General features: G+C 75.8%; 20 protein-coding genes. 8 read left to right on the top strand and 12 right to left on the bottom strand.

From position 1 onward, the window contains the following. Positions 1 to 120: 120 nt before the first annotated feature. Positions 121 to 1,746: a chaperonin GroEL gene (gene groL / locus B9L22_RS15080; protein ID WP_086150961.1), complete on the top strand. Its 1,626-nt coding sequence runs from the start codon at positions 121 to 123 to the stop codon at positions 1,744 to 1,746. Positions 1,747 to 1,866: 120 nt separating this feature from the next. On the opposite strand, the gene B9L22_RS15075 is transcribed toward groL, so the two are convergent. The 4 genes from B9L22_RS15075 to B9L22_RS15060 all read right to left on the bottom strand — a co-directional run bounded on the left by B9L22_RS15075 (position 1,867) and on the right by B9L22_RS15060 (position 5,674). Then, positions 1,867 to 2,160 (bottom strand): WXG100 family type VII secretion target, encoded by a 294-nt coding sequence (locus tag B9L22_RS15075; RefSeq protein WP_076406180.1) that lies wholly within the window; start codon positions 2,158 to 2,160, stop codon positions 1,867 to 1,869. Positions 2,161 to 2,286: 126 nt separating this feature from the next. Next, on the bottom strand, positions 2,287 to 3,018 hold the full coding sequence (locus tag B9L22_RS15070) for a hypothetical protein (RefSeq protein ID WP_061268038.1): 732 nt from the start codon (positions 3,016 to 3,018) through the stop codon (positions 2,287 to 2,289). 233 nt (positions 3,019 to 3,251) lie between these two features. After that, the gene (locus tag B9L22_RS15065; RefSeq protein WP_233140170.1) at positions 3,252 to 4,940 is read right to left on the bottom strand and encodes a cell wall metabolism sensor histidine kinase WalK; all 1,689 of its coding nucleotides are present in this window, start codon (positions 4,938 to 4,940) and stop codon (positions 3,252 to 3,254) included. Further along, entirely contained in the window at positions 4,937 to 5,674 is a 738-nt protein-coding gene (locus B9L22_RS15060) for a response regulator transcription factor (RefSeq protein WP_085387381.1), read from the bottom strand. Before B9L22_RS15060 ends, B9L22_RS15065 begins: the two co-directional genes overlap by 4 nt. 127 nt (positions 5,675 to 5,801) lie before the next feature. On the opposite strand from B9L22_RS15060, the gene B9L22_RS15055 reads away from it, so the two are divergent. Continuing rightward, positions 5,802 to 7,031 (top strand): winged helix DNA-binding domain-containing protein, encoded by a 1,230-nt coding sequence (locus tag B9L22_RS15055; RefSeq protein ID WP_086151042.1) that lies wholly within the window; start codon positions 5,802 to 5,804, stop codon positions 7,029 to 7,031. Between the two features lie 25 nt (positions 7,032 to 7,056). Here the strand turns inward: B9L22_RS15055 and B9L22_RS15050 are convergent, their stop codons facing one another. Continuing rightward, positions 7,057 to 7,656, bottom strand: coding sequence for an NYN domain-containing protein (locus tag B9L22_RS15050; protein ID WP_051028098.1), 600 nt, complete (start codon positions 7,654 to 7,656; stop codon positions 7,057 to 7,059). A gap of 115 nt (positions 7,657 to 7,771) precedes the next feature. On the opposite strand from B9L22_RS15050, the gene B9L22_RS15045 reads away from it, so the two are divergent. Beyond that, positions 7,772 to 8,536 (top strand): type 1 glutamine amidotransferase, encoded by a 765-nt coding sequence (locus B9L22_RS15045; protein WP_233140169.1) that lies wholly within the window; start codon positions 7,772 to 7,774, stop codon positions 8,534 to 8,536. 12 nt (positions 8,537 to 8,548) lie between these two features. On the opposite strand, the gene B9L22_RS15040 is transcribed toward B9L22_RS15045, so the two are convergent. The 6 genes from B9L22_RS15040 to B9L22_RS15015 form a co-directional block, all read right to left on the bottom strand. Beyond that, on the bottom strand, positions 8,549 to 9,352 hold the full coding sequence (locus B9L22_RS15040) for a PspA/IM30 family protein (RefSeq protein ID WP_086150960.1): 804 nt from the start codon (positions 9,350 to 9,352) through the stop codon (positions 8,549 to 8,551). A gap of 104 nt (positions 9,353 to 9,456) precedes the next feature. Then, the gene (locus B9L22_RS20710; RefSeq protein WP_086150959.1) at positions 9,457 to 11,502 is read right to left on the bottom strand and encodes a TPM domain-containing protein; all 2,046 of its coding nucleotides are present in this window, start codon (positions 11,500 to 11,502) and stop codon (positions 9,457 to 9,459) included. 345 nt (positions 11,503 to 11,847) lie between these two features. Next, positions 11,848 to 13,527 carry a DNA repair helicase XPB gene (locus B9L22_RS15030; RefSeq protein WP_076406186.1) on the bottom strand — a complete coding sequence of 560 codons (1,680 nt, stop codon included), beginning with the start codon at positions 13,525 to 13,527 and terminating at the stop codon, positions 11,848 to 11,850. Positions 13,528 to 13,646: 119 nt separating this feature from the next. Continuing rightward, positions 13,647 to 16,091, bottom strand: coding sequence for a helicase-associated domain-containing protein (locus B9L22_RS15025; protein WP_086150958.1), 2,445 nt, complete (start codon positions 16,089 to 16,091; stop codon positions 13,647 to 13,649). Positions 16,092 to 16,205: 114 nt separating this feature from the next. Next, positions 16,206 to 17,183: a hypothetical protein gene (locus B9L22_RS15020; RefSeq protein WP_086150957.1), complete on the bottom strand. Its 978-nt coding sequence runs from the start codon at positions 17,181 to 17,183 to the stop codon at positions 16,206 to 16,208. A gap of 204 nt (positions 17,184 to 17,387) precedes the next feature. Continuing rightward, entirely contained in the window at positions 17,388 to 18,326 is a 939-nt protein-coding gene (locus tag B9L22_RS15015; protein ID WP_086150956.1) for an NAD-dependent epimerase/dehydratase family protein, read from the bottom strand. A gap of 119 nt (positions 18,327 to 18,445) precedes the next feature. Between B9L22_RS15015 and B9L22_RS15010 the strand changes: the two genes are divergently transcribed. The 4 genes from B9L22_RS15010 to B9L22_RS14995 all read left to right on the top strand — a co-directional run bounded on the left by B9L22_RS15010 (position 18,446) and on the right by B9L22_RS14995 (position 23,951). Further along, entirely contained in the window at positions 18,446 to 19,174 is a 729-nt protein-coding gene (locus B9L22_RS15010; protein ID WP_086151040.1) for a TetR/AcrR family transcriptional regulator, read from the top strand. A 132-nt stretch (positions 19,175 to 19,306) separates the two neighbouring features. Further along, positions 19,307 to 19,690, top strand: coding sequence for a cold-shock protein (locus B9L22_RS15005; RefSeq protein ID WP_034651071.1), 384 nt, complete (start codon positions 19,307 to 19,309; stop codon positions 19,688 to 19,690). A 2-nt stretch (positions 19,691 to 19,692) separates the two neighbouring features. Further along, complete coding sequence (locus B9L22_RS15000) at positions 19,693 to 20,808, top strand: DUF3027 domain-containing protein (RefSeq protein WP_086150955.1); 1,116 nt, start codon at positions 19,693 to 19,695, stop codon at positions 20,806 to 20,808. After that, the gene (locus tag B9L22_RS14995) at positions 20,805 to 23,951 is read left to right on the top strand and encodes a sacsin N-terminal ATP-binding-like domain-containing protein (protein ID WP_143317333.1); all 3,147 of its coding nucleotides are present in this window, start codon (positions 20,805 to 20,807) and stop codon (positions 23,949 to 23,951) included. Before B9L22_RS15000 ends, B9L22_RS14995 begins: the two co-directional genes overlap by 4 nt. On the opposite strand, the gene B9L22_RS14990 is transcribed toward B9L22_RS14995, so the two are convergent. Then, a complete protein-coding gene (locus B9L22_RS14990; RefSeq protein WP_051028378.1) occupies positions 23,927 to 24,190 on the bottom strand; it encodes a DUF2530 domain-containing protein in 264 nt (87 codons plus the stop codon). The genes B9L22_RS14995 and B9L22_RS14990 overlap by 25 nt on opposite strands. 447 nt (positions 24,191 to 24,637) lie before the next feature. Between B9L22_RS14990 and B9L22_RS14985 the strand changes: the two genes are divergently transcribed. After that, complete coding sequence (locus B9L22_RS14985; RefSeq protein ID WP_021482865.1) at positions 24,638 to 26,152, top strand: sugar transferase; 1,515 nt, start codon at positions 24,638 to 24,640, stop codon at positions 26,150 to 26,152. Positions 26,153 to 26,164: the final 12 nt, after the last annotated feature.

The following is a 26,164-nucleotide window of genomic DNA, read 5'->3' as shown; positions in this document are numbered from 1 at the left end:
AACCCACCAGGTCGACAGGTGAGGCCCGCCCTGGCGGCGTGACATGAACGCCGCCGTCGTGGGTCGTCCGTCGCGGGCGCCGGCCGACCGCCATACGCCACCAGCGGAGGATCATTCCCCATGGCCAAGATCATCGCCTTCGACGAGGAGGCTCGTCGGAGCATGGAGCGCGGGCTCAACGCCCTCGCCGACACCGTCAAGGTCACCCTCGGCCCCAAGGGCCGCAACGTCGTGCTCGACAAGAAGTGGGGCGCGCCGACCATCACGAACGACGGCGTCTCCATCGCCAAGGAGATCGAGCTCGAGGACCCGTACGAGAAGATCGGTGCGGAGCTCGTCAAGGAGGTCGCCAAGAAGACCGACGACGTCGCGGGTGACGGCACGACCACCGCGACCGTGCTCGCGCAGGCGCTCGTGCGCGAGGGCCTGCGCGTCGTCGCGGCCGGCGCCAACCCGATCGCCGTCAAGCGCGGCATCGAGAAGGCCGTCGACGCGGTGACGGAGCAGCTGCTCAACGCCGCGAAGGACATCGAGACCAAGGAGGAGATCGCCGCCACGGCCGCCATCTCCGCCGGCGACCCCGCGATCGGCGAGCTCATCGCCGAGGCCCTCGACAAGGTGGGCAAGGAGGGCGTCATCACGGTCGAGGAGTCGAACACGTTCGGCCTCGAGCTCGAGCTCACCGAGGGCATGCGCTTCGACAAGGGCTTCCTCGCGCGCTACTTCGAGACGGACCCCGAGCGCCAGGAGGCCGTGCTCGAGGACCCGTACGTCCTCATCGTCGAGTCCAAGATCTCGAACGTGAAGGACCTGCTCCCGGTCCTCGACCAGGTCATGAAGGCCGGCCGCTCGCTCCTCATCATCGCCGAGGACGTCGAGGGCGAGGCGCTCGCGACCCTGGTGCTCAACAAGATCCGTGGCACGTTCAAGTCCGTCGCCGTCAAGGCCCCGGGCTTCGGCGACCGCCGCAAGGCCATGCTCCAGGACATCGCGATCCTCACCGGCGGCCAGGTCATCACCGAGACGGTGGGCCTCAAGCTCGAGAACGCGACGCTGGACCTGCTCGGCCAGGCACGCAAGGTCGTCGTCACGAAGGACGAGACCACGATCGTCGAGGGCGCGGGCGACGCCGACCTGATCCAGGGTCGCGTCAACCAGATCCGTGGCGAGATCGAGAAGTCGGACTCCGACTACGACCGCGAGAAGCTCCAGGAGCGCCTCGCGAAGCTCGCCGGCGGCGTGGCCGTCATCAAGGCGGGTGCCGCGACGGAGGTCGAGCTCAAGGAGCGCAAGCACCGCATCGAGGACGCCGTCCGCAACGCGAAGGCTGCCGTCGAGGAGGGCATCGTCGCCGGTGGTGGCGTCGCGCTCATCCAGGCCGGTGCCGTGGCGTTCGAGAAGCTCGAGCTCGAGGGCGACGAGGCGACCGGTGCGCAGATCGTGCGCGCCGCGATCGACGCCCCGCTCAAGCAGATCGCGGTCAACGCGGGCCTCGAGGGTGGCGTCGTGGCGGAGAAGGTGCGCAACCTCCCGTCGGGCCAGGGCCTCAACGCCGCGACCGGTGAGTACGAGGACCTCCTCGCCGCCGGCGTGAACGACCCGGTCAAGGTCACGCGCTCCGCGCTGCAGAACGCCGCCTCCATCGCGGCGCTGTTCCTCACGACCGAGGCCGTCGTGGCCGACAAGCCGGAGAAGGCCGCCCCCGCGGGCGACCCGACCGGTGGCATGGGCGGCATGGACTTCTGAGCCGACCCGCCTCCCGTCACGGGGAGTCGTAGGACACCGAAGGCCGTCGGCCGGGTTCGCCCGGCCGGCGGCCTTCGTCGTGCCCGCCGTGCCCGCTGCGAGGTCTCGGCCGGGCGGGGTCTACCGCGCCGTGAACAGGCGCGCGGCCTGCGACTCGGCGTCGGCGTAGGTCTGCGCGGCGGCGCCGAGCGCGGCCGTAATGTCGTCGAGCGCGACCTCGACCTGGGTCTGCGTCGTCTGCCACTGCGCCATGACGCCCGTGAACGACGTCGCCGCCCCACCGCGCCACGACGCCTGCAGGTCCGTGAGGTGCCGCATCATGGCGCCGACCTCCGCACGGATCGCCGTGACCGACCCGTGCACCGCGGCGCTCGCCTGCGCGACGCGCGCGCTGTCCACCTCGTACCGGCTCATCCGAACCTCCGTCGTCCCTCGGCCCGGGGGCCGTCCCTCGCCCCGGTGAGCACCGGGGCGTGGCGACGACGGTAGGCGGACCTCCCCGGGTCCGGAGGGGCGGAGGTCAGGCCTGTGGACGGCGGCTCAGGCGCCGGAGGCTGGGGACGCCGTCGACGCCTCCGCGAGCTTGGCCTGCTCCTTGCGCAGGCGCTGGAGCTCCGCGTCGAGGTTCTGCCGCGCGGCCTCCTCCCAGGCCGCGCCGAGCGGGCTCGAGAAGAGCGTGCGCCGGTCGAGCAGCTTCGTGAGGATCGCGATGCGCGCGCGCACGTAGTCGGGCTTGGGGATGTGCGCGTACTCGTCGCGCACGTCCTTGAGGTACTCCTTGTAGCGCTGCGGCTCGGCCGCGAGCATCGCGAGGTCCGCGTCGCAGAGGACCGCGCAGTCGAAGTCGGAGGCGTCCGGGGCGTGGCGGACGAGCGCGTTGACGAGATGCGCGACGCGCCGCACCGCGGGCTCGGGGACGCCGAGCCGCGTGAGCTCGGCGACGGCGAGCGCGGCGCTCGCGGTCTCGTCCTCGCCGCCCTTGTTGGCGTAGGTCGCGCCGCCCTTCGCGTCGAAGATCGCGCCGTGGTACCAGGCCGCGAGCCGTACGAGGTCGGGGTCGTGCGTCTCCTGCGAGAGCTCGTCGACCCGGCCCAGGACGTCGGCCAGGTGGCGCAGGTTGTGGAAGTGGCGTCCCGGCTGGTCCCAGCGGTCGAGCAGCCCCTGCCCGACGGCGCGGATCTCGTCGTCCGGGGCGGTCGCCCCGGCGCCCCGGGCGCTGCGGACGAACGAGGAGAGGAACCACTGCGGTGCGTCGGCGCTGTTGACGCCCATGAACTTCAGCCTTCTTCGACGGAGACGAGCAGGACGGAGGTCGTCGTCGCCGGGCGTGCTGCCCGGCGCGGAGGCCCCCGCGTCGCCGCGCGGCCTCGTCTTCAGCCTAGGTCTCGCGGGACGACCCGCCATCGTAGCCCCCGTCGGCGGCGCGTCGGGACGCCCCGGCGGGCTCCCGCGCGACGTCGCGGACGGTCGCCCGCGAACCCGCAGGTCGGGTGGGGTGCAGGCCGTCAGGAGCCGAGCGGGAGGTCCACGCGGACGGTGAGCCCGCCGCCTGGCGTCTCACGGACCGACACGCGGCCGCGGTGCGCCCCGACGATCGCGGCGACGATCGCCAGACCGAGCCCGGACCCGCCGGACGAGCGGTTGCGCGACGTGTCCGCCCGGTAGAACCGCTCGAACAGGCGGCCTCGTTGGGTCGTCGGGACGCCCGGGCCGTGGTCGCGGACCTCGAGCACCGCGACGTCGCGCGCGGCGTCGCCGGCCGGGGCGCCGCTCCCGCCCGCGCCGTCGCCCGACGGCGCGTCGTCGGGCCGGGGGGCGGGCGCCGCGCCGAGCGCGATCTCCACCGGCGTGCCCGACGGCGTGTGGCGCGCGACGTTCCCGACGAGGTTGGCGAGCACCTGCCGCAGCCGGTCCTCGTCGCCCACGACGCGCAGCGTCGCAGGAGCGTCCGCGCCCGGCGCGAGCCCGACGACCCGCACGTCGCGCGCGGGGTCGAGCGCGTGCAAATCCTGCGCGGAGTCCCGCGCGAGGGAGACAAGATCGACCGGCTCGTGACGCAGCGGCCGGCCCTCGTCGAGCCGCGCGAGGGCGAGCAGGTCGTTGACGAGCGTGCCCATGCGGGTCGCCGAGTCCTCGATGCGGCCCATCGTGTCGTCGACCTTGTCCGGGGTGTCGAGCGCGCCCATGCGGTACAGCTCGCCGTAGCCGCGGATCGTCGCGAGCGGCGTGCGCAGCTCGTGGCTCGCGTCCGAGACGAAGCGTCGCATCCGTTCCTCGGACGCCTCCTGGACGGCGAACGCCTCCTCGATCTGGGTGAGCATCGCGTTGAGCGACGCCGCGAGCGAGCCGACCTCCGTCGTCGGCGGCGCGGGGCGCACGCGACGCGACAGGTCGCCCGCGGCGATGTCGGCGGCGGTCTCCTCGATCTCGCGCAGCGGGCGCAGCGCGCGGTGGACCGCGAGGTAGGCGACCGCGCCCCCGACGAGCGCGATGCCGAGCGCCGACAGCGCGAGCGCCCGGCCGAGCACCTCGACCGTCTCGTGGATGCCCGTGAGCGGCAGGGCGACGAAGACGGTCCCGGCCTGCTGGCCGTCCACGAAGAGGAACCTCCCGACCACGCGCCACTGCGCCGGGTCGGACCCTCCCACGGACCGCACCGTGAAGGGCTCGCCCGCGAGGCGCTCGATCTCCTGGTCGGACAGCGCGGGGATGTCCGGCTTCCCGTACCGCGACACGGTCTCGCCCCAGCCGATGCCTCTCTCGGCACCCGACGACTCCCGCAGCAGCACGAAGTACTCGCTGGGGATCTGGCTCGCGGTCTCGGGGTTGCTGAGCAGCGAGGAGCGGGCGACGGTCGTCGCCGACCCCTGGAGGTCCTGGTCGACCTGCTCGACGAGGTAGCTCGACACGACGGTCGTCGTCACGACCGAGGCCAGCCCGAGCCCGGCAGCGAGCAGGAGCACGGTGATCGCGACGAGGCGCGCCCGCAGCGGCACGCGCGCGAACCAGCCCCACCCCTCGGTGGGGACGGGTCGGCCGAAAGGGCGCTCCGCCGTCGGGCCGTCGGGGACGGGTGCGGACGCCGCGGGCTCGCCCGACGGAGCGGGGCCGGGCTGCGAGACCGCCCCGGGGGGCGGGGGAGGGGGCGGGACCGGCGGGGACCCGGCCGCCGTGCGGTCGGGGCCGGCCGTCATGACGCCGCGGGCGGCTGGCGCAGCAGGTAGCCGACGCCGCGCTTGGTGTGGATGAGCGGCGGGAGGGTCACGGGCTCGCCGTCCGGGCCGGGCACGGTGAGGTTGTCGATCTTGCGGCGCAGGTAGGAGATGTACGACTCGACGATGTTCGCGTCGCCGCCCCAGTCGTACTGCCACACGTGGTCGAGGATCTGCGCCTTGGACAGCACGCGGCCCGCGTTGAGCATGAGGTAGCGCAGCAGCTTGAACTCGGTGGGGGACAGGTCGATGTCGACGCCGGCGCGGCGGACCTCGTGCGAGTCCTCGTCCATCTCGAGGTCGGCGAAGCGCAGGACCGCGTCGTCGACCGGCTCGGCGTGCGTGCGGCGCAGCACGGCCCGGATGCGCGCCACGACCTCCTCCAGGCTGAAGGGCTTCGTCACGTAGTCGTCGCCGCCCACGGTGAGCCCCGTGACCTTGTCGCGCGTGTCGTCCTTCGCGGTGAGGAAGACGACGGGCGTGTGCTGGCCCTTCTCGCGCAGGCGGCGGGTCACGGTGAACCCGTCCATGTCGGGGAGCATCACGTCGAGCACGACGAGGTCGGGCTCGACGTCGCGCACGAGCCGCAGGGCGCTCTGCCCGTCCGCGGCGGCGTGCACCTCGAACCCGGCGAAGCGCAGGGACGTGGCCAGCAGCTCGCGGATGTTCGGCTCGTCGTCGACGACGACGAGGCGTGCCTCGGGGGTGGTGCTCATGCGTCCAGTGTGCTCCCGCGGTCTGGGAGGCGCCTGGGAACGTGCTCGACCCCGGCGGCACCGGCTGCGACGCCGGGCGCGACGCCCGGGCGGGCGCCCGTGGGTGGCCCGGGGCAGGATGGCCGCCGTGCGGATCACGGTGGACCAGAGGCGGCGTCGGCTCGTCGCGCAGCAGCTCGAGCTCGCCGCGGACCTGCCCGGCAGGCCGGCGGCCCGGAGCCCGGAGGACGTCGTCGACCGGCTGCTCGCGCTGCACGCGACCGACGCCCCGAGCGTCTACCTGTCGGTGCTCGCGCGGGTCCCCGGTCTCGTGCTCGACGACGTCCGGGACGCCGTCTTCCGGCGGCGCTCGCTCGTCAAGGTGCTCGCCATGCGGCGCACGATGTTCGTCGTGCGCCGCGAGACGGTGCCCGTCGTGCACGCGGCGGCGGCCCTCGCCGTCGCGCGGCGGCTGCGCACCCGCCTGCTCAAGGAGCTCGCGACCCTGCCCACGGACCCGCCCGTCGACGACGCCGCGACCTTCCTCGCCGCGGTCGAGGCCCAGGTGCACGCGGCGCTCGCCGAGCACGGCCCGCTCGACGGCGCGAGCCTGTCGCGGGTCGCGCCGCTGCTGCGGACGGCGTTCCTGCCCACGACCACCAAGACGTGGGACGTGCGCCGCACGATGACCTCCCAGCTCCTCGCCCTGCTGTCGGCCGAGGGCGCGGTCGTGCGGGGCGAGCCGCGGGGCACGTGGTCCTCCAACCGGCACGTCTGGTCGCCCGTCGACGACTGGTTCCCCGGCGGCATCCCCGTGCTCGACGAGGCCGCGGCGCGCACCGCGCTGGCGCGGGCCTGGCTCGACGTGTTCGGGCCCGCGACGGTCGAGGACCTCGTGTGGTGGACCGGCTGGAACCGCCGCGACACGCTCGCGGCGCTCGCGGGCCTCGACGTCGTCGACGTGGAGGTCGAGGTCGGTGCACAAGGCGGCGAGGACGCCCGCCCCGGCGTCATGCTGCGGGGCACGGACCTGCCCGGCCCGGACGAGGTGCCGATCGAGGGCCACGTCGCGCTCCTGCCGTCGCTCGACCCGACGACGATGGGCTGGACCGCGCGCGACTGGTACCTCGGTGCGCACAAGGCCGCCGTCTTCGACACGATCGGCAACGCGGGCGCGACCGTCTGGTGGGAAGGGCGGATCGTCGGGGCCTGGGTCGTGCGGCCGGGCGGCGAGCCCGCGTGGCGGCTCCTCGACGACGTCGGCGCCGACGGCGAGCGGGCCGTCGCGGCCGAGGCCGAGCGGATCGCCGGGCTCCTCGGCGGCGACGGCGTGACGGCGTCGTTCCCGACGCCGCTGTACCGCGAGCTCCACGCGTGAGCGACGGAGCCCGCGGTACGGGCGGTCAGAGGTAGCGCATCGGGTCGAACTCGTCGAGCGGGATGATCCGCACGCGCGGCAGCACGGCCGTGAACGCGCCCGCGTGGTCCTCGAGGTCGAAGATCTCGAGACCGCGGCCCGTGAGCTCGGTGAGGCGCACGTTGACGAACTCGCGGAACGCGAGGACGCCCACGCGCCGGTCCTCGTCGTCGAGCAGCGTCTCGACCTGGGGCAGGAAGTCGCCGTCGTGGCTCGCGAGGAGCACGTCGCCCGGCTGGCCGGCGATCGCGTCCAGCATGCGCTGGATACCGATGTCGACGACCTTCTCGTTGCTCGACCCCGACAGCGGGATCGGGCGGTAGCCCATCGCGAGCAGGGCCTGCACGAACGACATCGGCATCTGGCCCGACGACGCGTTGAGGAAGAACAGGGGCGTGACGTCCTGGCCCCAGGCCTGGCGCGCGAAGTCGACGATGCGGTCCCAGCGTGGCCGCTCCTCCGGGGCGGGCCGGTGGCCGAGGACGTTCATGCCGAGCGTCGCGTCGATGTTCTCGCCGTCGACGACGAGGTAGGTGCGGCGCGGCGTCGTCAGCGCTCGGCCGTCGGAGGTCTGGAGGTCGGACATGCCGGTCAGCCTATCCGCGCGCGACCCGCCGCGCTCCGTCCCGGTGCGCCCGCCGCACTGTCCACGACGTGGGTGTTTGCGTCGTCCCACCCCCGAGTGGGTACCGTCAGGGTTCGTGACCACGCACGACACCGACGCCACGACCGCGACCGGGACCGTCCGGCTCACGGTCGTCGAGAACTCCCCGGACGTCACGCTCGACGCCTACGCCGACCTCCTCGACGCGGAGCTCCGCGTCGTCCGCGCGCACGACGGCGAGCCCGTCCCCGCCGCGGACCGGCTCGACGAGCTCGGCGACGGCCTCGTCGTCCTCGGGGGCCACGTGTCCGCGTACGACGACGCGCGCGCCCCCTGGCTGCCCGCCCTGCGCGAGACCCTCGTCGCCGCCGCGACGCAGGGCGTGCCGACGCTCGGGATCTGCCTCGGCGCACAGCTCCTCGCCGTCGCGGGCGGGGGACAGGTGGCGGTCGCCGCCCCGCCCGGGCGCGAGGTCGGCGCGACCCGCGTCTTCTGGCGTGCCGAGGCGGACACCGACCCGGTGCTGGCTCCGCTCGCGACCGGCGACGACCCGGTGCGCTGCGTGACGAGCATGCACGGCGACGCGATCGTCGAGCTCCCGGACGGCGCCGTCTGGCTCGCGTCGTCGAACATGTACCCCTACCAGGCGTTCCGCCTCGGGTCCGCGCTCGGCGTCCAGTTCCACCCCGAGGCGTCGCGCGCCGGCTTCGCTGCCTGGTGCGACCGCTACGACGACGTCGACACCGCGGAGGCCCTTGCCGGGTTCGACGAGCACGCCTCCGCGCTGCTCGACGGCGGGCGCTGGCTCGCGGAGTCGTTCGTCACCGCGGTCCGGGTCAGCCGACGACGCGTCCCCGCCTGACCCGGACCGAGGTCACCAGTCGGTCGAGGGGGCGTCCTGGGTGGTCGTCCCGGAACCGATCGCGGGCGTGACCTGGGTGGGCGACACCTGCGCGGCGGGCGCGGAGCCCTGCTTGAGCGCGGCGAGGCGGGCCTCGATCTCGACGGCCTCGCCCGACGTCTCGAGCTCGGCGAACTGGGCGTCGATGCTCGACGCGGCGACCTCCGCCTGGCCGAGCGCCTGCGCCTCCTCGCGGCGGACGATCTCCTCGTAGCGGGAGAGCTCGCTCGTCGGGTCGAGCACGTTGATCGAGCTGAGCGCGCCCTGCACGGTCTGCTGCGCCTGCGCGCTCTTCTGCCGCGCCACGAGCGAGTCGCGCTTCGACTTCAGCTGACCGAGCTTGTCCTTCATCATCGCGAGGCCGGACTTGAGCTTCTCGACCGACTCGCGCTGCGACGCGATGAGCGGCTCGGCCTGGCGGACCTCGCTCTCGGCGGCGATCTGCTTGCCGAGGGCGATCTTCGCGAGGTTGTCGAACTTGTCGGCGTTCGCGGCGTCGCCCTGCTGGCGGTACCGGTCGGCCTGCGCCGACGCGGCCGCGGCCTTCTGGCCCCACTCCTGGACGGTGGCGACGTCCTCGTTGTAGTCCTGCTCGGCGAGGCGCAGGTTGCCGATGGTCTGCGCGACGGCCTGCTCCGCCTCGGCGATGTTGTTCGTGTAGTCGCGCACGAGCTGGTCCAGCATCTTCTGCGGGTCCTCGGCGCTGTCCAGGAGCGCGTTGATGTTCGCGCGGGCGAGCTGCGCGATCCGTCCGAAGATGCTCTGCTTCTCCGCCATGGTCGTCCCTCTCTGGTGAGCCGTCTGGTGCTGGTCGTGTCCGTCGTGCCGTCGTGCCGTCGTGCCGTCGTCCCGTGGTGCGGGGCGTCAGGTGCCGCCCGTGCTCAGAAGCGTCCGCCGCGGCCGGAGCGTCCGCCCGACGACCGTCCGCCCGACCGTCCGCCGGAGCGTCCGCCGCCGAACCCGCCACCCCCGTAGCCGCCACCGAAGCTGCCGCCGCCGAACCCGCCCGAGCGTCCGCCGCCGCCCCCGCCCCGGAGGATGGAGTCGAGGAGGATCCCGCCGAGGACCATGCCCCCGACGTTGCTGCCGCCACCCCCGCCGAACCCGCCACCCTGCGACGACTGCCAGCTCGACGCGTCCTGCTGCGCGCGCTGGGCCGCGGACTGCGCCTGCGCGTCGGCCTGCTGCGCGCGCTGGAGCGCGGCGACCGGGTCGGTCGGCTGGAGCGCGCGCGCCTCGCCGAGCAGCCGGATCGCCTCCGCGAGCCGGGTCCGCGCCTCCGGGCCGACGGCGCCGCGCCGGGTCTCGATGAAGTCGTTCGTCGCGCGGACCTGCGAGTCGACGCGCGCGAGGGTCTCGCGCAGCAGCGCGTTCGCGCGCGCCGCCTGCTCGGCACGCTCGCGGAACGGGGCGAGGACGGCGTCGAGCGCAGCCTCCGCGTCCGTGAGGCGACGGAGCGCGGCGAGCGGGTCGCCGCCGTCGCGCGCGGCCCCGGCGACCGCCACGGCGGCCTGCGCCTCCGCGAGCGCGGGCGCGACCGTGGGATCCCCGGGGGCGAGCCGCCCGGCGTCCGCGATGTCGGACGTGATCGAGGCGACGCCCCGGTCGAGGCGCGGACCGGACTCGGCGAGGTCGGTGCCCGCGCGGTCGACGGCGTCGAGCAGCGTCACCGCCTGCCCGACGGCGTTCTGCGCCGCCCGGGCGAGCGCGACCGCCGTCGCCCGGTCCTTCGAGGCGAGCGCCTCCCGGCCGCGCGCCACCGACTCGCGCGCGCCCGCGAGGAGCGCCTGCGCCTGCTCGGGGTTCTGCGCGACGGACGCCAGCGCCGTCGACGGGTACGTGCGCCCGAGCGCCTCGAGCGTCGCGCGCGCGGGCTCGACGCGGGCGAGCACCTCGGTCGCGCGCTGGTCGGTCTCGTCCAGCACCTGCGGCGCGCGCGCCTGCAGGTCGCGCAGCTCGTCGAACGTGCGGGACTGGGCGTCGAGCGAGTCCGCGACCTCGTCGCACAGGGCGACGATGCGCGCCATCATCTGCCGCGCCTGGGGCTCCGCCTCGGGCTGGTCGTCGTCGAGCTGCTGGCGCAGCGCGAACGCCTCCGCGACCCGCTGCTTGCCCTCGGCGAGAGCGGCGGAGAACTGCTGCGTCGCCTCGATCCCGAACTGCGCCTGCGCGAAGCCGAGCTCCTGCTCGGACGTCTTCACGGCGTCGTCGATCGCCACGAGGGCCGCGCTCGCGCGGCGGTCCAGCTCGGCCGTGGGCAGCGCCGCGAGCGGGTCGCCCGCCGGCCCGACGGCGGTCGCGGCCCGGCGTCGTCGTCCCGCCGCGCGGGCGACCACCACGACCACGACCACGAGCACGCCGCCGACGAGCAGGACCCAGAACCACGACACGCCGCCCGAACCCTGGCTCGCACCCCGCGCCACCTCCGCCGCCGCGATGGCCGCACCCGCCCAGTCGTCGGCACGCAGCTCGTCCTCCACGGCCGAGGTGATCCGGTCCAGCTCGGCGTCCGACAGCGGGACGTTGTTGTCGTACGACAGCCCGTACCGCCGGTCCTGCGTCCCGACGGCCAGCAGCAGGTCGTCGACCCCCAGCCCCGACTGGTTCGCCGTCGCGTTCGCCCAGTCGACGCCGTCCATGCCGTCGAGGTCGTCCACGTACACGACGAAGAGCTGCAGGTCCGTGTCCTGGGCGAGGCGGTCGAGCGCCGCGCGCACGTCGTCCGTGCGGTCCCCGAGGACGCCGGACGGGTCGGTGATCTCGTCCGTCACGTCCATCGGCGGGACGGCGTGCGCGAGGCCCGCCGGGGCGACGAGGGCGACGCACGTCAGCAGCCCGACGAGCGTCGAGACGACGAGGGCGAGGAACGCGCGGGCGCCGCGGCCCCCGGCCGCGCGGGGGTGCCAGGGACGATCGGCCGTGCTCACGGCCCGATCCTTTCCCAGCCGCCCAGGACCCGCAATCGGTGCCGCGGGGCCCTCGGTCACTGCACGACGCCCAGGTCCTTCGTGTTCTTGGTCGGCCCTGGGCGTCGTTCCGTGCCGGGCGGGTACCTTGCTGCGCTGCGGTCCGCACCCGTCACTGCACGACGCCCAGGTCTTCCGCGTTCCTGGTCGGACCCGGGCGTCGTTCCGTGCCAGGCGGGTACCTTGCTTCGCTGCGGTCCCCACCCGTCACTGCACGACGCCCAGGTCCCGGTGCTCTTGGTCGGCCCTGGGCGTCGTTCCGTGTCGGGCGGGTGCCGCGCTCCTGCGTCGCGGGACCCCCACCCGTCACTGCACGACGCCCAGGTCCTCCGCGTCGACGATGCGATAGGCGTACCCCTGCTCCGCCAGGAACCGCTGGCGGTGCGCCGCGAAGTCCTGGTCCACCGTGTCGCGCGCGACGACGGCGTAGAAGTGGGCGGTGCGGCCGTCGGCCTTGGGGCGCATGACGCGACCGAGGCGCTGGGCCTCCTCCTGGCGCGACCCGAACGACCCGGAGACCTGGATCGCGACGGACGCCTCGGGCAGGTCGATGGAGAAGTTCGCGACCTTCGACACGACGAGCCGCGAGATCTCGCCCGTGCGGAACGCGTCGAACAGGCGCTGGCGCTCGCGGACCGTCGTCGCGCCCGTGATGAGCGGCGCGTCGAGGTGCTGCGACAGCTCCTCGAGCTGGTCGAGGTACTGGCCGATCACGAGCACCTGGTCGTCCGGGTGCTGCGCGACGATCTGCTCCACGACCCGGTTCTTGCCGGTGGCGGTCGCGGCGAGCCGGTACTTGTCCTCGGGCTCGGCGACGGCGTACGTCATGCGGTCGGACTCCGGCAGCGTGAGGCGTACCTCGACGCAGTCCGCGGGCGCGATGTAGCCCTGCGCCTCGATGTCCTTCCACGGGGCGTCGTACCGCTTGGGCCCGATGAGCGAGAACACCTCGTCCTCCCGGCCGTCCTCGCGCACGAGCGTCGCGGTGAGCCCGAGGCGGCGGCGCGCCTGCAGGTCCGCCGTCATGCGGAAGATCGGCGCAGGCAGCAGGTGCACCTCGTCGTACACGACGAGGCCCCAGTCGCGGGCGTCGAGCAGCTCGAGGTGCGTGTACACGCCCTTCCGCTTGGTCGTCAGCACCTGGTAGGTCGCGATCGTGACGGGCTTGATCTCCTTGCGCGCGCCGGAGTACTCGCCGATCTCGTCCTCGGTGAGCGTCGTGCGCCGCACGAGCTCGTCGCGCCACTGGCGCGCGCTCACCGTGTTCGTCACGAGGATGAGCGTCGTCGTCCCGGACTTCGCCATCGCGCCCGCGCCCACGATCGTCTTGCCCGCGCCGCACGGCAGCACGACCACGCCGCTCCCGCCGTGCCAGAACCCGTCCACCGCCTGCGCCTGGTACGGGCGCATCTCCCACGGCTTCGGCTCCTCGCCCTCGGCGCGCGGCGGCGTCGTCGGGCTGAGCGCGATGGCGTGCTTCTCGCCGTCGACGTACCCCGCGAGGTCCTCGGCGGGCCAGCCGAGCTTCACGAGGACCTGCTTCAGGTGGCCGCGCTCGGACGGGTGCACGACGACGGTCGTGTCGTCGATCCGGTCGCCCACCAGCCCCGCGGTGCGCTTGGACTTGAGCACCTCGGCGAGGACGGCGCGGTCCGTCGCCTCGAGCACGAGCCCGTGCGTCGGGTGCTGCGCGAGCGTGAGCCGCCCGTACCGCGACATGGTCTCCGCGACGTCGATGAGCAGCGCGTGCGGCACCGGGTAGCGCGAGTACTCGATGAGCGTGTTGACGACCTGCTCGGCGTCGTGCCCGGCCGCGCGCGCGTTCCACAGGCCGAGCGGCGTGAGCCGGTACGTGTGGACGTGCTCGGGGGCACGCTCGAGCTCGGCGAACGGCGCGATGGCCCGCCGCGCGTCGTCGGCACGGGGGTGGTCGACCTCGAGCAGGAGCGACTTGTCGCTCTGGACGATGAGAGGTCCGTCGGTCATGCGTTCTCCTTGCCGTGGGTGGCCGAGGGTCGTGCGGTCCGGGCGGTCGCCGGGCGGGCCGGTGGTCGTCCGGGGTCGGTCGGGTGGCGGTCCGGGGGTGGTGCCGGGGCGGGGCGGGGTCAGTCCGGGGTCACGGACGCGATGCGGTGGACCGCGACCGTGAGCTCGGCGTCGCGTGCCGGGTCCTGCGCGCGCAGCCGTCCGGCGTCGAGCGTGAGGGGCCGCACGCGGCGGCGGTCCGGCGCGCCCGTCGACCCGACGACCTCGAGCCACACCATGGCGCCGTCCGCGATCGCCTCGCGCAGCAGCCCCAACGCCGCCACCGGGTCGCTTGTTCCCTCGGGGCCGTCGTCCCCGCGTCCCGCCCTGCCCGACGGCGTCCCCCCGCCCCGGCGCGACCCGTCGCCGTCGGCGCGTGCCCCGCCGGCCGCGCGGGACCCGGCCTGCTCCGCCGAGCGCGCGTCCGCGGCGCGCAGCCGGGCGACGAGGTCGGCGAACCGCTGCTCGCCACGCCCGGCCCCGTCCCGCGCCTCGTCGACCCGCGCCCCGGAGCCCGGGACGACGCCGGTCCGGGCGCGGCTCCCGCGCCGCCCGACGACCGCCCCGGCCCGTCCTCGCCGCGCCGGGCCCGCGGCGTCGGGCAGGTCGCGACGGCCCGCACGGTCCGCGACGAGCACGCGCCCGTCCGGGCCCTCCACGACCGACGGCACGCCGCGCGCCCGCAGCGCGTCCTGCAGCTCCCCGGCCGGTGCGCCGGACGCGAGCACGGTCGGCGCGAGGAGCACCAGGCCGAGGCCGCGCAGCGCGGGGTCCTCCGCGATGCCCGCGAGGAGCACCGGGTCCTCGGCGCGCACGTACGACGACGCCGTCCCGACCCGCACGCGCCCGTGGCGGCGCGCGGTGTCGCGCACCAGGTATTCCAGCGGCTGCGGCACGGGCGTGCGGGAGTGCGACGCGAGCTCGGCGAGCAGCTCGTCGGCCGTCGCGCCCCGGTCGAGCGCGCGCAGCACCGACTCCGGCGTGAACCGGACCGTGGTCGCGGCGCCGCGCGACTCGACGTCGGCCGCGACCTCCACGAGGCGCTCGAGCGTGCGCGACGGCCGGCCCGGCACGATGCCCGTGAGGTCGCCCTGGAGCAGGAGGTCGTCCACCTCGGGCGGGAGCACGGCCTCGAACGCGACGCCCAGGTCCACGGGCTCCGACGACGGCGCGGGGTCGTCGCCCGCGACGAGCGCCCGGCCCGGGGGAGCGAGCGCCCCCGCGCCCGTCACGCCGAGCAGCGCGGCCTCGCGCAGCAGCCCCGCGACGGCCTGCTCCGGCGGCACCGCACGCGGCGTGCGCCAGCGCAGGACCGCGACGACGGCGGCCGGGCCGAGCGGCCGGTCGGGCGCGAGGGCGAGCACGTCGAGGACCGAGCGACGCAGCCGCGGGACCCAGGGCCGCCACAGCTCGGGGTCGAGCGCGGCGCGCAGGGCGCCCCTCTCGTCACGGCTCCCGACGAGCCACGGCGTGCGGCGCGACCGCCACCACCCGCGCGCGAGCGCGGCCCACCGGTCGCCCAGGTCGTCGTCGAGCCAGTCCTCGGCCGTCGGGGTCGGGGCGAACGTGGGCGGGTCGTCGCCGTCGTCGGCCACGAGGCCCGCCGCCGCGGCGACCTCGACGACCGCGGCCGCCGTCGCGTCGTCGACCTCGAGGGCGAGGGCCGCGCGGCGCAGGTCGCGCACCCCGAGGCCGCCCGCGCGCAGGACGCCGGGCGGGTGCTCGGTCCAGTGCGTCACGAGGCGCGCGACGAGGCGCACCGCCTCCAGCCCGGCGCTCGCGGACTCCGCCTCGACCGTCGCCGCGGGGAGCTCGCGCGGGTCGGGCACGGGCGGGGTCGTGCGCACGTCGCGGTGGGTGCGGCCGCCGCGCAGCGCGAGCCCGACCTCGCGCGGCAGGACGACGTGCCGCTCGTCGGTCGCGCGCAGGTACCCCCGCTCGACCAGCCAGGCCGTCGCCCGGCGCGCCGACGCGTCGGAGCGCGGGGCGACGCCCACGGGCGGCCCCCACGCGAGCGCGTCGAGGATCGCGCGCGCGCCCGGGGGTGCGTCGTCGGGCAGGACGGCGGACGGTGCCGGGGCGTCGCGCGCGTCGCCCGAGACCGGGCCCAGGCCTGCGGGGTGCGGGCCGAGCACCTCGGCCGTCCCGGGCGCCGGGCGGAAACCGGCCGAGCGCGAGCCGGGCGACCACACGAGCGCGAGCTCGTCGAGGCGCGCGAGCGCCGCGGTGACCGACGCGCGGTCCACCCCCGTCGCGCGCGCGACCGCGGCCGCCGTCGCGGGCGTGCCCACCGAGTCGAGCACGAGCACCGACTCGAGCACGTGCAGCGTCAGCTCGTCGAGACCGGCGAGCGCGCGCTCGAGGCTCGTGCGGTTCATCGCGCGCGCGGCGAGCGAGAGCAGCGTCGAGGGGGAGGGCGTGGCGAGGTCGGGACGCCCCGCGAGCAGGGCGACCAGCGCGTCGTCGTCGCGCTGGCGCAGCGACTCGCTGTACGTCGGAGCCCGCTCGGGCCGGGAGGTGGCCATCCGTCCGATGCTACGCGGGTTGTGCTGACGGTTCGGTACCTCCTGTCGTTCGTCGGCACCTCGAGGTGCCGACGAGTGCTGCGAGTGCCGAACCGCCGCCGGGGTGCCGACCGGTCAGCGCAGCGGGGGAAGGTGACGGTCAGGGCGCAGCGACGCGACGACGTCCGGCGGCACCCAGCGCAGGACCCGTTCGCCGACGGCGTCGGGCGCGTCCCGCGCGGTGAACCGCAGCACGCGACGTCCGGTCGCCTCGATCGCCTCGTGCCGTCGCTTCTCCGCGACGAGGACGCGGCCCGGGTCCTCACGGGGAGCGAGGCCGTCGCCCGTCGTGCGGTACTTCACCAGCCCGTCGAACTCCAGCAGCAGCCGCCACGGCTCCCACCCCAGGTCCGCGCGGACCCGGCCGACCGAGGTACGGACCGGGACCTGCGTCGACGGGCGGGGGAGGCCGAGCCGGAGGACGAGGTACCGCAACCACGTCTCCCAGACCGACTCGGCGCCGGCGTCCGCGAGCCGGAGGACGTGCCGGGCGCGAGGTGCCCCGGCAGCCCGGGGCTGTCGCGCGAGGCAGGCCGCGACGTCCTCGCGGGCGAGACCCCGCGCGAGCGCCGCGTCCGCGACGACCAGCCCCTCGAGCGGGCTCAGGGCGCGCAGGCAGTCGGCGACGGTGCGGGCGGGCGTCGTCACCGGCAGACCGCCGACGACGCACCGGTCGACGGCGTCGACGAGTCCGAGGTGCCTCGCGACCGTGGGGTCCGCGCGCCCGGACCGCCGGTAGGGCTGCACCACGTGCACGTCGCGGGGCGTCGTCCACAGACGCAGGCCGTGGACGAGGGCGGCGGTGGTGTGGCTGAGGACGTGGTCCGCGCGGAGGGTGCGATGGAGCGCGGTCGCCCGGTCCAGCACGAGCTCGCGCTCGTCGGCGGGTCCGATCCTCCTGCCCGTGCCGGTCTCGCGGTAGACGCCCCGACGCACCCGCTCCCAGGACCCGGAGGACGCGGCCTGCCGCACGAGCTGGGGCGGGTGCTCCGCCGCGAGCAGCGACGCGGGTCGTCGAGGGCCGCCGGGGGCGAGGGGGTCGTCGTCGTGCACCGGGCGAGCGTGCCCGGTCCGGGAGCTCGCGCGGGTCGTCCGGACCGGTCCTGTGGACGGTCCCCGGTCGACGGCGCCTGTGCGCGACGGTCAGACGCTTCGGCGATGCGGACGCGGTTCGGCACCACGTGCGGGACCTCGGCAACCCCTGGTGCCGAACAGCGCACGACGTGCCGACTCGCGCGGCCGGACGGTAGCGACCGGTCAGCCGCGGGCGGTCCGCCGGCAGACCTCGTCCCAGGGCGTGGGCTCGATGCCGAAGCGATCGCGGGCCGCGGTGTCGTCGAGGACGTAGGGGCGCTCCCACTGGTAGGCGAGGTCGCGCAGCTCGCGCAGCAGCGGCGAGAACAGCCCGGCGACGGCGAGCCCGGGGCCGCGCAGCGAGCGGACCCGGACCGGCGGGTGCCCGACGCTCGCGAGGACGTCGGTCAGCGCCTCGCGCTGGGTGCGCGGCGGGTTGCTCGGGGTGTGCCAGGTGCGGCCGAGCGCCCCCGGGTCCGCGGCCGCCGCGACGAGCGTGCGCGCCGCGTCCTGCACGTCGGTGAACGAGTGCGGCAGGTCGGTGCGGCCGATCATCGTCACGGCCCGGCCGCGCAGCGCGGCGGGGACGACGCGTGACACGTGGCCGTTGGCGCCGACCCCAGGCCCGACGAAGTCGGAGCTGCGCACCTCGACGACCCGCGCGCGGCCGGCGTGGTGCGCGGCGAGGGCGTCGGCCCACAGCCGGGCCCGCAGGATGCCCTTGTGGTCGGTCGCGGCGTCCGGCAGGTCCTCGGTCATGGGCCCGTCGACCGGCCCGTAGGGGTAGAGGTTGCCCGTGATCGCGTAGACGGCGCCCGTCCGCTCCGCCGTGGTGAGCAGCGCGGCGGCGAGCGGCGGCCAGACCTTCTCCCACTGCGTGTAGTCGCCGGGGTTGGCGCAGTTGTAGAGCACGGCGGCGCCGTCCGCGGCGCGGCTGAGCGCGTCGGCGTCGGACGCGTCGAGTGCGAGGTGCGTGACGCCGGCGAGCCCGGTGTCACGTCCGCTGCGGGTGACGACGGTGACGTGCGACCCGCGGGCCGCGAGCTCGGCGGCGACGTGGCGACCGACGGGGCCGGCGCCGACGACGACGTGCCGGTCGTCGGAGGACGAGGTGCTGGACATGAGGGCTCCTTTCCGAGAGCAGTGCTCTCGTTTCGACAGCAGCCTGGCACGACGGCCACGACAAAGCAAGAGCGCCGCTCTCGCTGGTGGTCAGCGCTCTCGTCTGCGACCCTGACGGCATGACGGCACCTCGGACGGCGCGCGCCCTGGCGCGCGAGACCCTCACGCGCGAGATCCTCGACGCCGCCCGCACGCGGCTCGTGGCTGACGGACCCGCCGCGCTCTCGCTGCGGGCCGTCGCGCGCGACGTCGGCATGGTGTCGTCCGCCGTCTACCGCTACTTCCCGAGCCGGGACGCGCTGCTCACCGCGCTGCTCGTCGAGTGCTACGACGAGCTCGGGGTCGCCGTCGAGGCCGCGGAGGCCGCCGTCGCGCGGGACGACCTGCCCGGCCGCTGGCTCGCCGCGTGCCGCGCGCTGCGCGCCTGGTGCGTCGCGCGGCCCGGGGAGTTCGGGCTGCTCTACGGCACCCCCGTGCCGGGGTACGCGGCGCCGCAGGACACGGTCGAGCCCGCGACGCGCGTCGTGCGGACCCTGGTCCGGGTCGTCGCCGACTCCTGGGCAGACGGCGAGGGCCCCGCGCCCGCACCGCCGTCGGGCGGGGACGCGGCCGCGCTCGTGGCCCCCGCCGTCGCGTACGTGAGCGCCCGCGGGCTCACGACGCCCGACGTCCCGCCCGAGGCCGTCGTGCGCACGCTCATGGCGTGGACGACCCTGTTCGGCACGGTGTCGTTCGAGCTGTTCGGCCACCTCCACCGCACGGTCGCCGACTACGCCGACTGGTTCGACGCCGTCGCGCTGCGGGTCGGGGCGGACGCCGGGGTGGTCCCGCGGTCGGCCCCGCGCTGACCCGGACGACGGCGGGGACGCGGCCGGTCGTCCGGGCTCGCCCTGGGCTCGCCCGCGGTATGGATGCGGCTTTGCCGCCGCGTGGCCGGTAACCTGGGGGTTCTGGTTCCTACGAGCACGAACGAGGTCCACGTGCCCACCGGCAAGGTCAAGTGGTTCGACACCGAACGCGGGTTCGGCTTCATCGCCAACGACGACGGCGGCGAGGTCTTCCTGCACGCCTCCGCGCTGCCCGCGGACGCCCCCGCGCCCAAGCCGGGCGCTCGCGTCGACTTCGGCGTCGCCGACGGGCGCCGTGGCCCGCAGGCGCTCGCCGTCACGTTCCTCGACCCGGCGCCCTCGGTCGTCAAGGCGAAGCGTCGCTCGGCGGACGAGATGGCGGTCATCGTGGAGGACCTCATCAAGGAGCTCGACGGGATCGGCAACGGCCTGCGCCGTGGCCGCTACCCGGAGAAGGGCAAGGCCACCAAGGTCGCCGCGGTCCTGCGCGCGGTCGCGGACGAGATCGAGGCCTGACGATGTCCGCCGTGGCAGCCGCAGAGGAGCGCGTCCGAGGAGTCTCCGCACGCGCGGCGCGGGACGCCGTGCTCACGGGCGCGGTCGAGCTCGCGCGCGCCGCGGCGCAGGAGGTGGCCGAGAGCCCGGAGGACGTGGGCGAGCACCTCGGCACGGTCGCCGAGGCGGACCGGCTCATCTCCCACCGCTTCGCGTGCACGATGCGCGGCTACCGCGGCTGGCACTGGACCGTGACGCTCGCGCGCGTGCCGCGCGGCCGGACGGCCACGGTGTGCGAGGTCGAGCTCCTGCCCGGTGACGGTGCGCTGCTCGCGCCGTCGTGGCTCCCGTGGTCCGAGCGCCTGCGCCCGGGCGACGTCGGCCCGGGCGACGTGCTGCCCTTCCGCGCCGACGACCCGCGCCTCGAGCCCGGCTACGTGCCCACGGGCGACGAGGAGCAGGACGCCGTCGCGATCGAGGAGCTCGCGCTCGCGCGTGCCCGCGTGCTGTCGCCGCAGGGCCGCGACGAGGCCGCGGAGCGCTGGTACCGCGGGTCGCGCGGCCCGACGACGCGCGGCGCCGTCGCCGCCGCGGCCGACTGCGGGTCGTGCGGCTTCCTCGTGCCGCTCCAGGGCAGCCTCGGCCAGGTCTTCGGCGTGTGCGCGAACGAGTGGTCGCCCGACGACGGCAAGGTCGTGAGCCTCGACCACGGCTGCGGTGCGCACTCGGAGACGGACGTCGAGCCGCAGCGCAGCGAGTGGCCGGACCCGGACCCGCTCGTCGACGAGCTGCACGTCGAGATCGTCACGCTCCTCGAGTCCGCGGTCGCCCGGAAGGAGGCGGCCCGGGACGGGGCCGCGCCGACGGAGACCGCCCCGGACGAGACGGTTCCGGCGGCGCAGGACGAGCCGACGCCGGTGGCCGACGCCCCGACGCCCGTTGACACCGCGCCGGAGGACCCCGTGGCCGGCGAGCCGGACGGCGCGGAGACCGCGCCGGACGACGCGGAGACCGCCCCGGTCCCCGACGCCGTGCCGGACGACGCGGAGACCGCCCCTGACCCCGAGGCCGCGCCGGACGAGTCCGAGACCGCGCCGGACCCCGCCGTCGACGCCGCGCCGGACGAGCCGCGGGAGTGACGCAGGACGTCTTCGGGACGGCCGCGCTGCGCCGTGCGGTCCTGGAGGCGTGGCGGTCCTCGCTGACGCGCCTGCGCGAGGACGCGAACACGGAGGAGGACCACGCCCACGGGTCGTACCGGGGGCGGGTCGTCGTCGAGCTCGCGCAGAACGCCGCCGACGCCGCCGCCCGCGCAGGTGTCCCCGGTCGGCTCCGGCTGAGCCTGCACGCGCCGTCCGACCCCGACGCGCGCTGGGTGCTGCGCGCGGCCAACACGGGCGAGCCGCTCGACGCGGCGGGTGTCGCGTCGCTCGTCGCGATGCGGGCCTCGGCCACGGGTCGGGGCGCGGGCGCAGCCGGTGGCCCGCGCACGGTGGGTCGGTTCGGGGTCGGCTTCGCGGCGGTCCGCTCGGTCGCGGACCGCGTACGCGTCGGCGCGGGAGACCACGCCGTCGAGCTCTCGCTCGACCGCACGCGCGTCGCGCTCGCCGACGTCGTGGCGGACCGCCCGGACCTCGCCGCCGAGGTCGCGGGGCGCGGTGACCGGCTCCCGGTGCTGCGCCTCCCGTTCCCGGCGCGCGTCGAGGTGCCGGCGGGGTACGACACGGTGGTCGAGGTCGAGCTGCGCGACGACGCGGCGCTCGACGCCGTGCGGGCCGAGCTCGCGGACGTCGGCGACCCGCTGCTGCTCGCGCTGCCCGCGCTCACGGAGGTCGTCGTGGCGGGCGACGGCGTCGCGGAGCGCCGGGTCGCGGACGTCGACGAGCGCTGGACGGTGCTGCGGCGCGAGGGGACGCTCGACCCCGCGCTCCTCGCGGACCGTCCCGTCGAGGAGCGCGGCGCGGACCGCTGGTCGGTGACCTGGGCGCTGCCCCACGACGCGGCGGCACCGGCCGCGCTGCACGCGCCCACCCCGACGGACGAGCGGCTCACCTTCCCGGCCCTGCTCCTGGCGACGTTCCCGCTCGACCCCGCGCGCCGGCACGTCCCGCGCGGTGCCGTGACGGATCACGTCGCCCATGAGGCGGGTCGCGCGTTCGCGGCGCTCCTCGGCTCGCTCGCGGCCGGCCGCGGCGCCGACGTGCTCGCGCTCGTCCCGACCGGGCTGCCGGCGAGCGCGGTCGACGAGGCGGTCCGCACGGCGGCGACGGCGGCCCTGGCCCGCACGCCGCTCCTCCCGCTCGACCTGCCGCCCGACCAGCCCGGTCGCGCGCGGGACGAGACCCTGGAAGACCCGCCGATCCTCGCGGACCGTGACGAGCACGGTGCGCCGCAGCGGGGCGAGCGGCGGCTCCTCGCGCCCGCCGAGGCGCGCGTCCTCGCCGGGGACGTGGGCGACGCGCGTGTGCGTGCCGAGCTCGGGGCGGCGCACCTCGTGGACGTGCCGGGCCCGCTGCGCGCGGTCGCGCGGTCGCTCGGGGCGCAGGTCGTGGACCTGGCCGACGTCGTGGACGACCTCCCGCTCGTCGCCGACCCCGAGCGCTGGCGGGCGCTGTACGAGGCGCTCGCGCCGCACGCGGGGGACCGGTCGGTGCTCGAGGCGCTGGGCGCGCTCCCGGTCCCGCTCCTCGGCGGGCAGGTCGTGCGCGGGGCGCGCGGCCTCCTGCTCCTCGACGACGGCGCGGACGGCGGGGCGCTCGACCCGCGGGACGCCGTCGACCTCGGTCTGCGCGTCGTCGACCCGCGGGCCGCGCACCCGCTGCTCGAACGGCTGGGCGCCCGCGCGACGGACCTGCGCGCGGTGCTCGCCGACGGCGCGGTGCGCGAGCGCGTGCTCGCCGCGGCCGACGCCGCCGACGCGGGTGACGACCCCGCGGCGGAGGTCGAGCGGCTGCTCGCGCTGGTCACCGCCGCCCTCCGCGACGTCCGGGACCCGGCCGGTGACGTGCTGCCGTTCTGGTGGGGCGAGGTCCCGGTCCCGACGACGGACGGCGGCTGGTCGCCCGCGCGCGGCTGCGCCCTGCCGGGCACCTGGGCGGCGGACGTGCTCGACGGGCTCGACGTCGTCGACCCGGGGGTCGTCGCCCGCTGGGGTGAGCCGGCGCTGCGCGCGGTGGGCGCGGCGGCGGGACCGACCGTGCTGCGGGTGCGCGACGTGCTCACGCCCGCGCCGGACGACGACGAGCCCGACCTGGACCCGCACGCGCCGGAGGGCTGGCTCTCCGACTGGGCGGGGTACCTCGAGCACCTCGCGTCGACGCTCGGCCCCGAGGCGTACGTGGGGGACGTGCTCGCCGTCGCGGACCTGGACGCGGTGGCCGACGGCGCATGGCCCGACGTGCTCGCCCGGCTCGCGGGCGACCCCGCGGCGCGGGAGGCGATGCTCACGCCCGTGCGCGCGGAGGGCGGGCGTGCGGCGTCGGCCCGGTCGTACACGGCGTGGTGGCTGCGCGAGGAGCTCGGCGGGCCCTTCGCGCTCGACGGCGGCCCCGCCACGGCGTTCCTGCGTCCGGCGCCGCCGGAGGTGGCGGGGCTCGACGACGCGGCGCTCGCCGCCGTCGGGGGCGTGCACGACCTCGCCGAGCTCGACCCGGAGGAGTGGGCCGACCTGCTGGACGGGCTGCCGCCCGTCGGGTCACCGGTCGACGCCGCGGCCGCGCTGGCCCTGTGGCGCGCCCTGGAGACGCTGGCGGAGAGCGGCGTGCGGCTCGACCCGGCCCCCGCGCGGGTGCCCGCGCTGCACGGCGGGACGGTCGTCGTCGCGGCGGCCGACGACGTCGCGGTGGCCCCGGACCCGATGTGGGCGCCGCTGCGTCCGCTCGTCCCGGCCACGCGACGCCTGGTCGACGACCTCGCGGACCTGCTCGACGTCGCGACGGTCGCGGGCCCCGCGCCCGCGCCGGACGAGCCAGGGCACCGCGAGGACGTCCCGGCCGAGGCGGGGACCGTCGTCGGCGAGCCCTTGCCGCGCACCTGGGAACGGCACGACGACCTCCGTGTCGGCGGGGTCGTGGTCCCGTGGTGGGTCGAGGGTCGTGGGGGAGCGGACGTCGTCGTGCACGCGACCGGTCCGGCGGGGCTCGCGGCGGCGCTCGCCGTCGTCGCGGGACGCTACGGCGCGCGGCACGTGCTCGAGGAGGTGCTCCGCGACCCGCGCGGGGCGCAGGGCGCGGTGGCGCGGACGGCCTGGGACGACCCTCAGTCGTCGGCGGACGCGCGGTAGCGGGTCCGGTTCCGCCGCTCCCAGCCGAGCCCGAGGGCGCCGAGCGCGAGCCCGACGGCGCACGTCGCGACCGCGCGGGGCGCGAGGGTCCCGGTGGCGAGCAGGACGGCGCACACGACGAGCGCGACCGTCCAGAGCGCCATGCCGGCGAGGATGACGACGCGCAGGTCGACTCGCCAGGGCGCCGGGTCGGGGCGCCGGCGTTCGGGGTGGAGGAGGAGGGTCACGACCGAGGGCACCCGAGCATCGTAGCGACGCGCAGGTTTTTTCACCCCCACGGCGCGTCACAGGCGTGACCTGCGCCTCTTCCCCTCCGGTGTGAGCACACGTCCGGAGCACCCGCAACCGCGCGCTACGATGCAAGCGGCCCACCACGCTCTCCCGCTCGTGGTCGCCCGTCCAGCTCGAACCGACCCGGTATCCGGGCGGGCACTCCTCCACGACTTCTCCGCACACAGTGTCGCGCGCGGCGGAACGTCAGACCTGGACACCTGTCCAGTGAATTCCTTCACGACGCGCGGACACGGCGAGAACCGCAGGATCCTGCGGCCCGGGACCTTCCGGACAGCAGTCGTCCGGAACGCCTTCTCACCCGGGTGAAAGCCCTCGTCAACCCTCGTTATCGCACATTCTCGAACCTAGGATGAGTCGCCATGCAGGGTGTGGAGCCGACCGGAGGTGGACGCATGTCCCACAGCGTCACCGACGACACGAGACGAGGTCTGCGCACCCTTCTCACGGCGTCGCCCGCGGCACGCATCCGTGCCGCGCGGGCCGCGTTCGCGGCGCAGGGCTGGGAGGTCGCCTACCGCCGCCGGCTGCTCGTCACCGACACGGTCGTGATCGTCGTGGCCGTGCTCGTCGCCTACTTCCTGCGCTGGGACGCCGTGATCGACGAGCCCGTGAGCCGGGCCCGCGTCCCCTACGTGGTCCTGTCCGTGCTCGTGGGCGTCGCCTGGTCCGTGTCCCTCGTGGCCAGCCGGACGCGCGACCCCCGCGTCATGGGCAGCGGGCCCACCGAGTACCACCGCGTGTTCGACGCGTCGTGGCGCCTCTTCGCGGTGCTCGCCGTCCTCGCCTTCCTGCTCCGCTTCCCGGAGACCCGGGGCTACCTCGCGTTCGCGTTCCCCCTCGGCCTCGGCGGGCTGCTCGCGGGCCGGTACGCGTGGCGCCAGTGGCTCCACCGTCAGCGCGCCCACGGCGGCATGCGGTCCGCGGTGCTCGCGATCGGGCACCGGGACCAGGCCGAGCGCCTCATCCGCGACCTCAACTCCCGCGACGAGTCGGGCTACCGCGTCGTCGGCGTGTGCGTCCCGTCGGGCGGGTTCGGGGCGGGCGAGGAGATCCACGGCGTCCCGGTGCTCGGCGAGCTCCGGCACGCGGGCGAGGTCGCGACCCGGGTGGGCGCGGACGTCGTCGCGGTCTCCGGCTCGGACGCCATCACGGCCGAGGTCGTGCGCCGCCTGGGCTGGGAGCTCGAGCCGTTCGGCGTCGACCTCATGCTCACGGCGGAGCTCGCGGACGTCGCCGGCCCCCGCATCACCATCACGCCTGCCGAGAGCGTCGCGCTCCTGCACGTGGACGCGCCCCGCTTCACGGGGCCCAAGTTCGCCGTGAAGTCGGTCGTGGACTGGACGGGCGCGGCCCTGATCACGCTCGTCGCGCTGCCTGTGCTCGTCGCGGTCGCCCTCGCCGTCCGCCTCACGAGCCGCGGTCCCGTCCTCTACCGCCAGGAGCGCGTCGGGCGCAACGGCCGCACGTTCTCGATGTACAAGTTCCGCTCGATGCGCGTGGGCGCCGACCGCGAGGTCGAGCACCTCGAGGAGCAGAACGACGGCTCCGGCCTCCTGTTCAAGATGCGCGACGACCCGCGCGTGACGCCCGTCGGCCGGGTGCTGCGCCGCTACTCGCTCGACGAGCTGCCGCAGCTCCTCAACGTCCTGCGCGGCGACATGAGCCTCGTCGGCCCGCGGCCCCCGCTGCCGCGCGAGGTGCAGAAGTACGAGAAGAAGGTCCGCCGTCGGCTTCTGGTCAAGCCCGGTCTCACGGGCCTGTGGCAGGTCGGCGGCCGGTCGGACCTGTCGTGGGAGGAGAGCGTCCGCCTCGACGTGTACTACGTGGAGAACTGGACGATGTTCGGCGACTTCCTCATCCTCGCGCGCACGGCGCGCGCGGTGTTCTCCGGCTCCGGGGCCTACTGAGGCTCGCCGGGG

Source organism: Cellulosimicrobium sp. KWT-B, from assembly GCF_002127155.1.
GTDB lineage: Bacteria > Actinomycetota > Actinomycetes > Actinomycetales > Cellulomonadaceae > Cellulosimicrobium > Cellulosimicrobium funkei.
The sequence above is the reverse complement of the archived record's forward strand: the minus strand, read 5'-3'. Positions and strand labels throughout refer to the sequence as shown.

Excerpts from the sequence above, each read along its gene's own strand:
- groL (WP_086150961.1), top strand. The coding sequence starts at position 121 with ATGGCCAAGATCATCGCCTTCGACGAGGAGGCTCGTCGGAGCATGGAG.
- B9L22_RS15075 (WP_076406180.1), bottom strand. The coding sequence starts at position 2,160 with ATGAGCCGGTACGAGGTGGACAGCGCGCGCGTCGCGCAGGCGAGCGCC.
- B9L22_RS15070 (WP_061268038.1), bottom strand. The coding sequence starts at position 3,018 with ATGGGCGTCAACAGCGCCGACGCACCGCAGTGGTTCCTCTCCTCGTTC.
- B9L22_RS15065 (WP_233140170.1), bottom strand. The coding sequence starts at position 4,940 with ATGACGGCCGGCCCCGACCGCACGGCGGCCGGGTCCCCGCCGGTCCCG.
- B9L22_RS15060 (WP_085387381.1), bottom strand. The coding sequence starts at position 5,674 with ATGAGCACCACCCCCGAGGCACGCCTCGTCGTCGTCGACGACGAGCCG.
- B9L22_RS15050 (WP_051028098.1), bottom strand. The coding sequence starts at position 7,656 with ATGTCCGACCTCCAGACCTCCGACGGCCGAGCGCTGACGACGCCGCGC.
- B9L22_RS15040 (WP_086150960.1), bottom strand. The coding sequence starts at position 9,352 with ATGGCGGAGAAGCAGAGCATCTTCGGACGGATCGCGCAGCTCGCCCGC.
- B9L22_RS15030 (WP_076406186.1), bottom strand. The coding sequence starts at position 13,527 with ATGACCGACGGACCTCTCATCGTCCAGAGCGACAAGTCGCTCCTGCTC.
- B9L22_RS15025 (WP_086150958.1), bottom strand. The coding sequence starts at position 16,091 with ATGGCCACCTCCCGGCCCGAGCGGGCTCCGACGTACAGCGAGTCGCTG.
- B9L22_RS15015 (WP_086150956.1), bottom strand. The coding sequence starts at position 18,326 with ATGTCCAGCACCTCGTCCTCCGACGACCGGCACGTCGTCGTCGGCGCC.
- B9L22_RS15010 (WP_086151040.1), top strand. The coding sequence starts at position 18,446 with ATGACGGCACCTCGGACGGCGCGCGCCCTGGCGCGCGAGACCCTCACG.
- B9L22_RS15000 (WP_086150955.1), top strand. The coding sequence starts at position 19,693 with ATGTCCGCCGTGGCAGCCGCAGAGGAGCGCGTCCGAGGAGTCTCCGCA.
- B9L22_RS14985 (WP_021482865.1), top strand. The coding sequence starts at position 24,638 with ATGTCCCACAGCGTCACCGACGACACGAGACGAGGTCTGCGCACCCTT.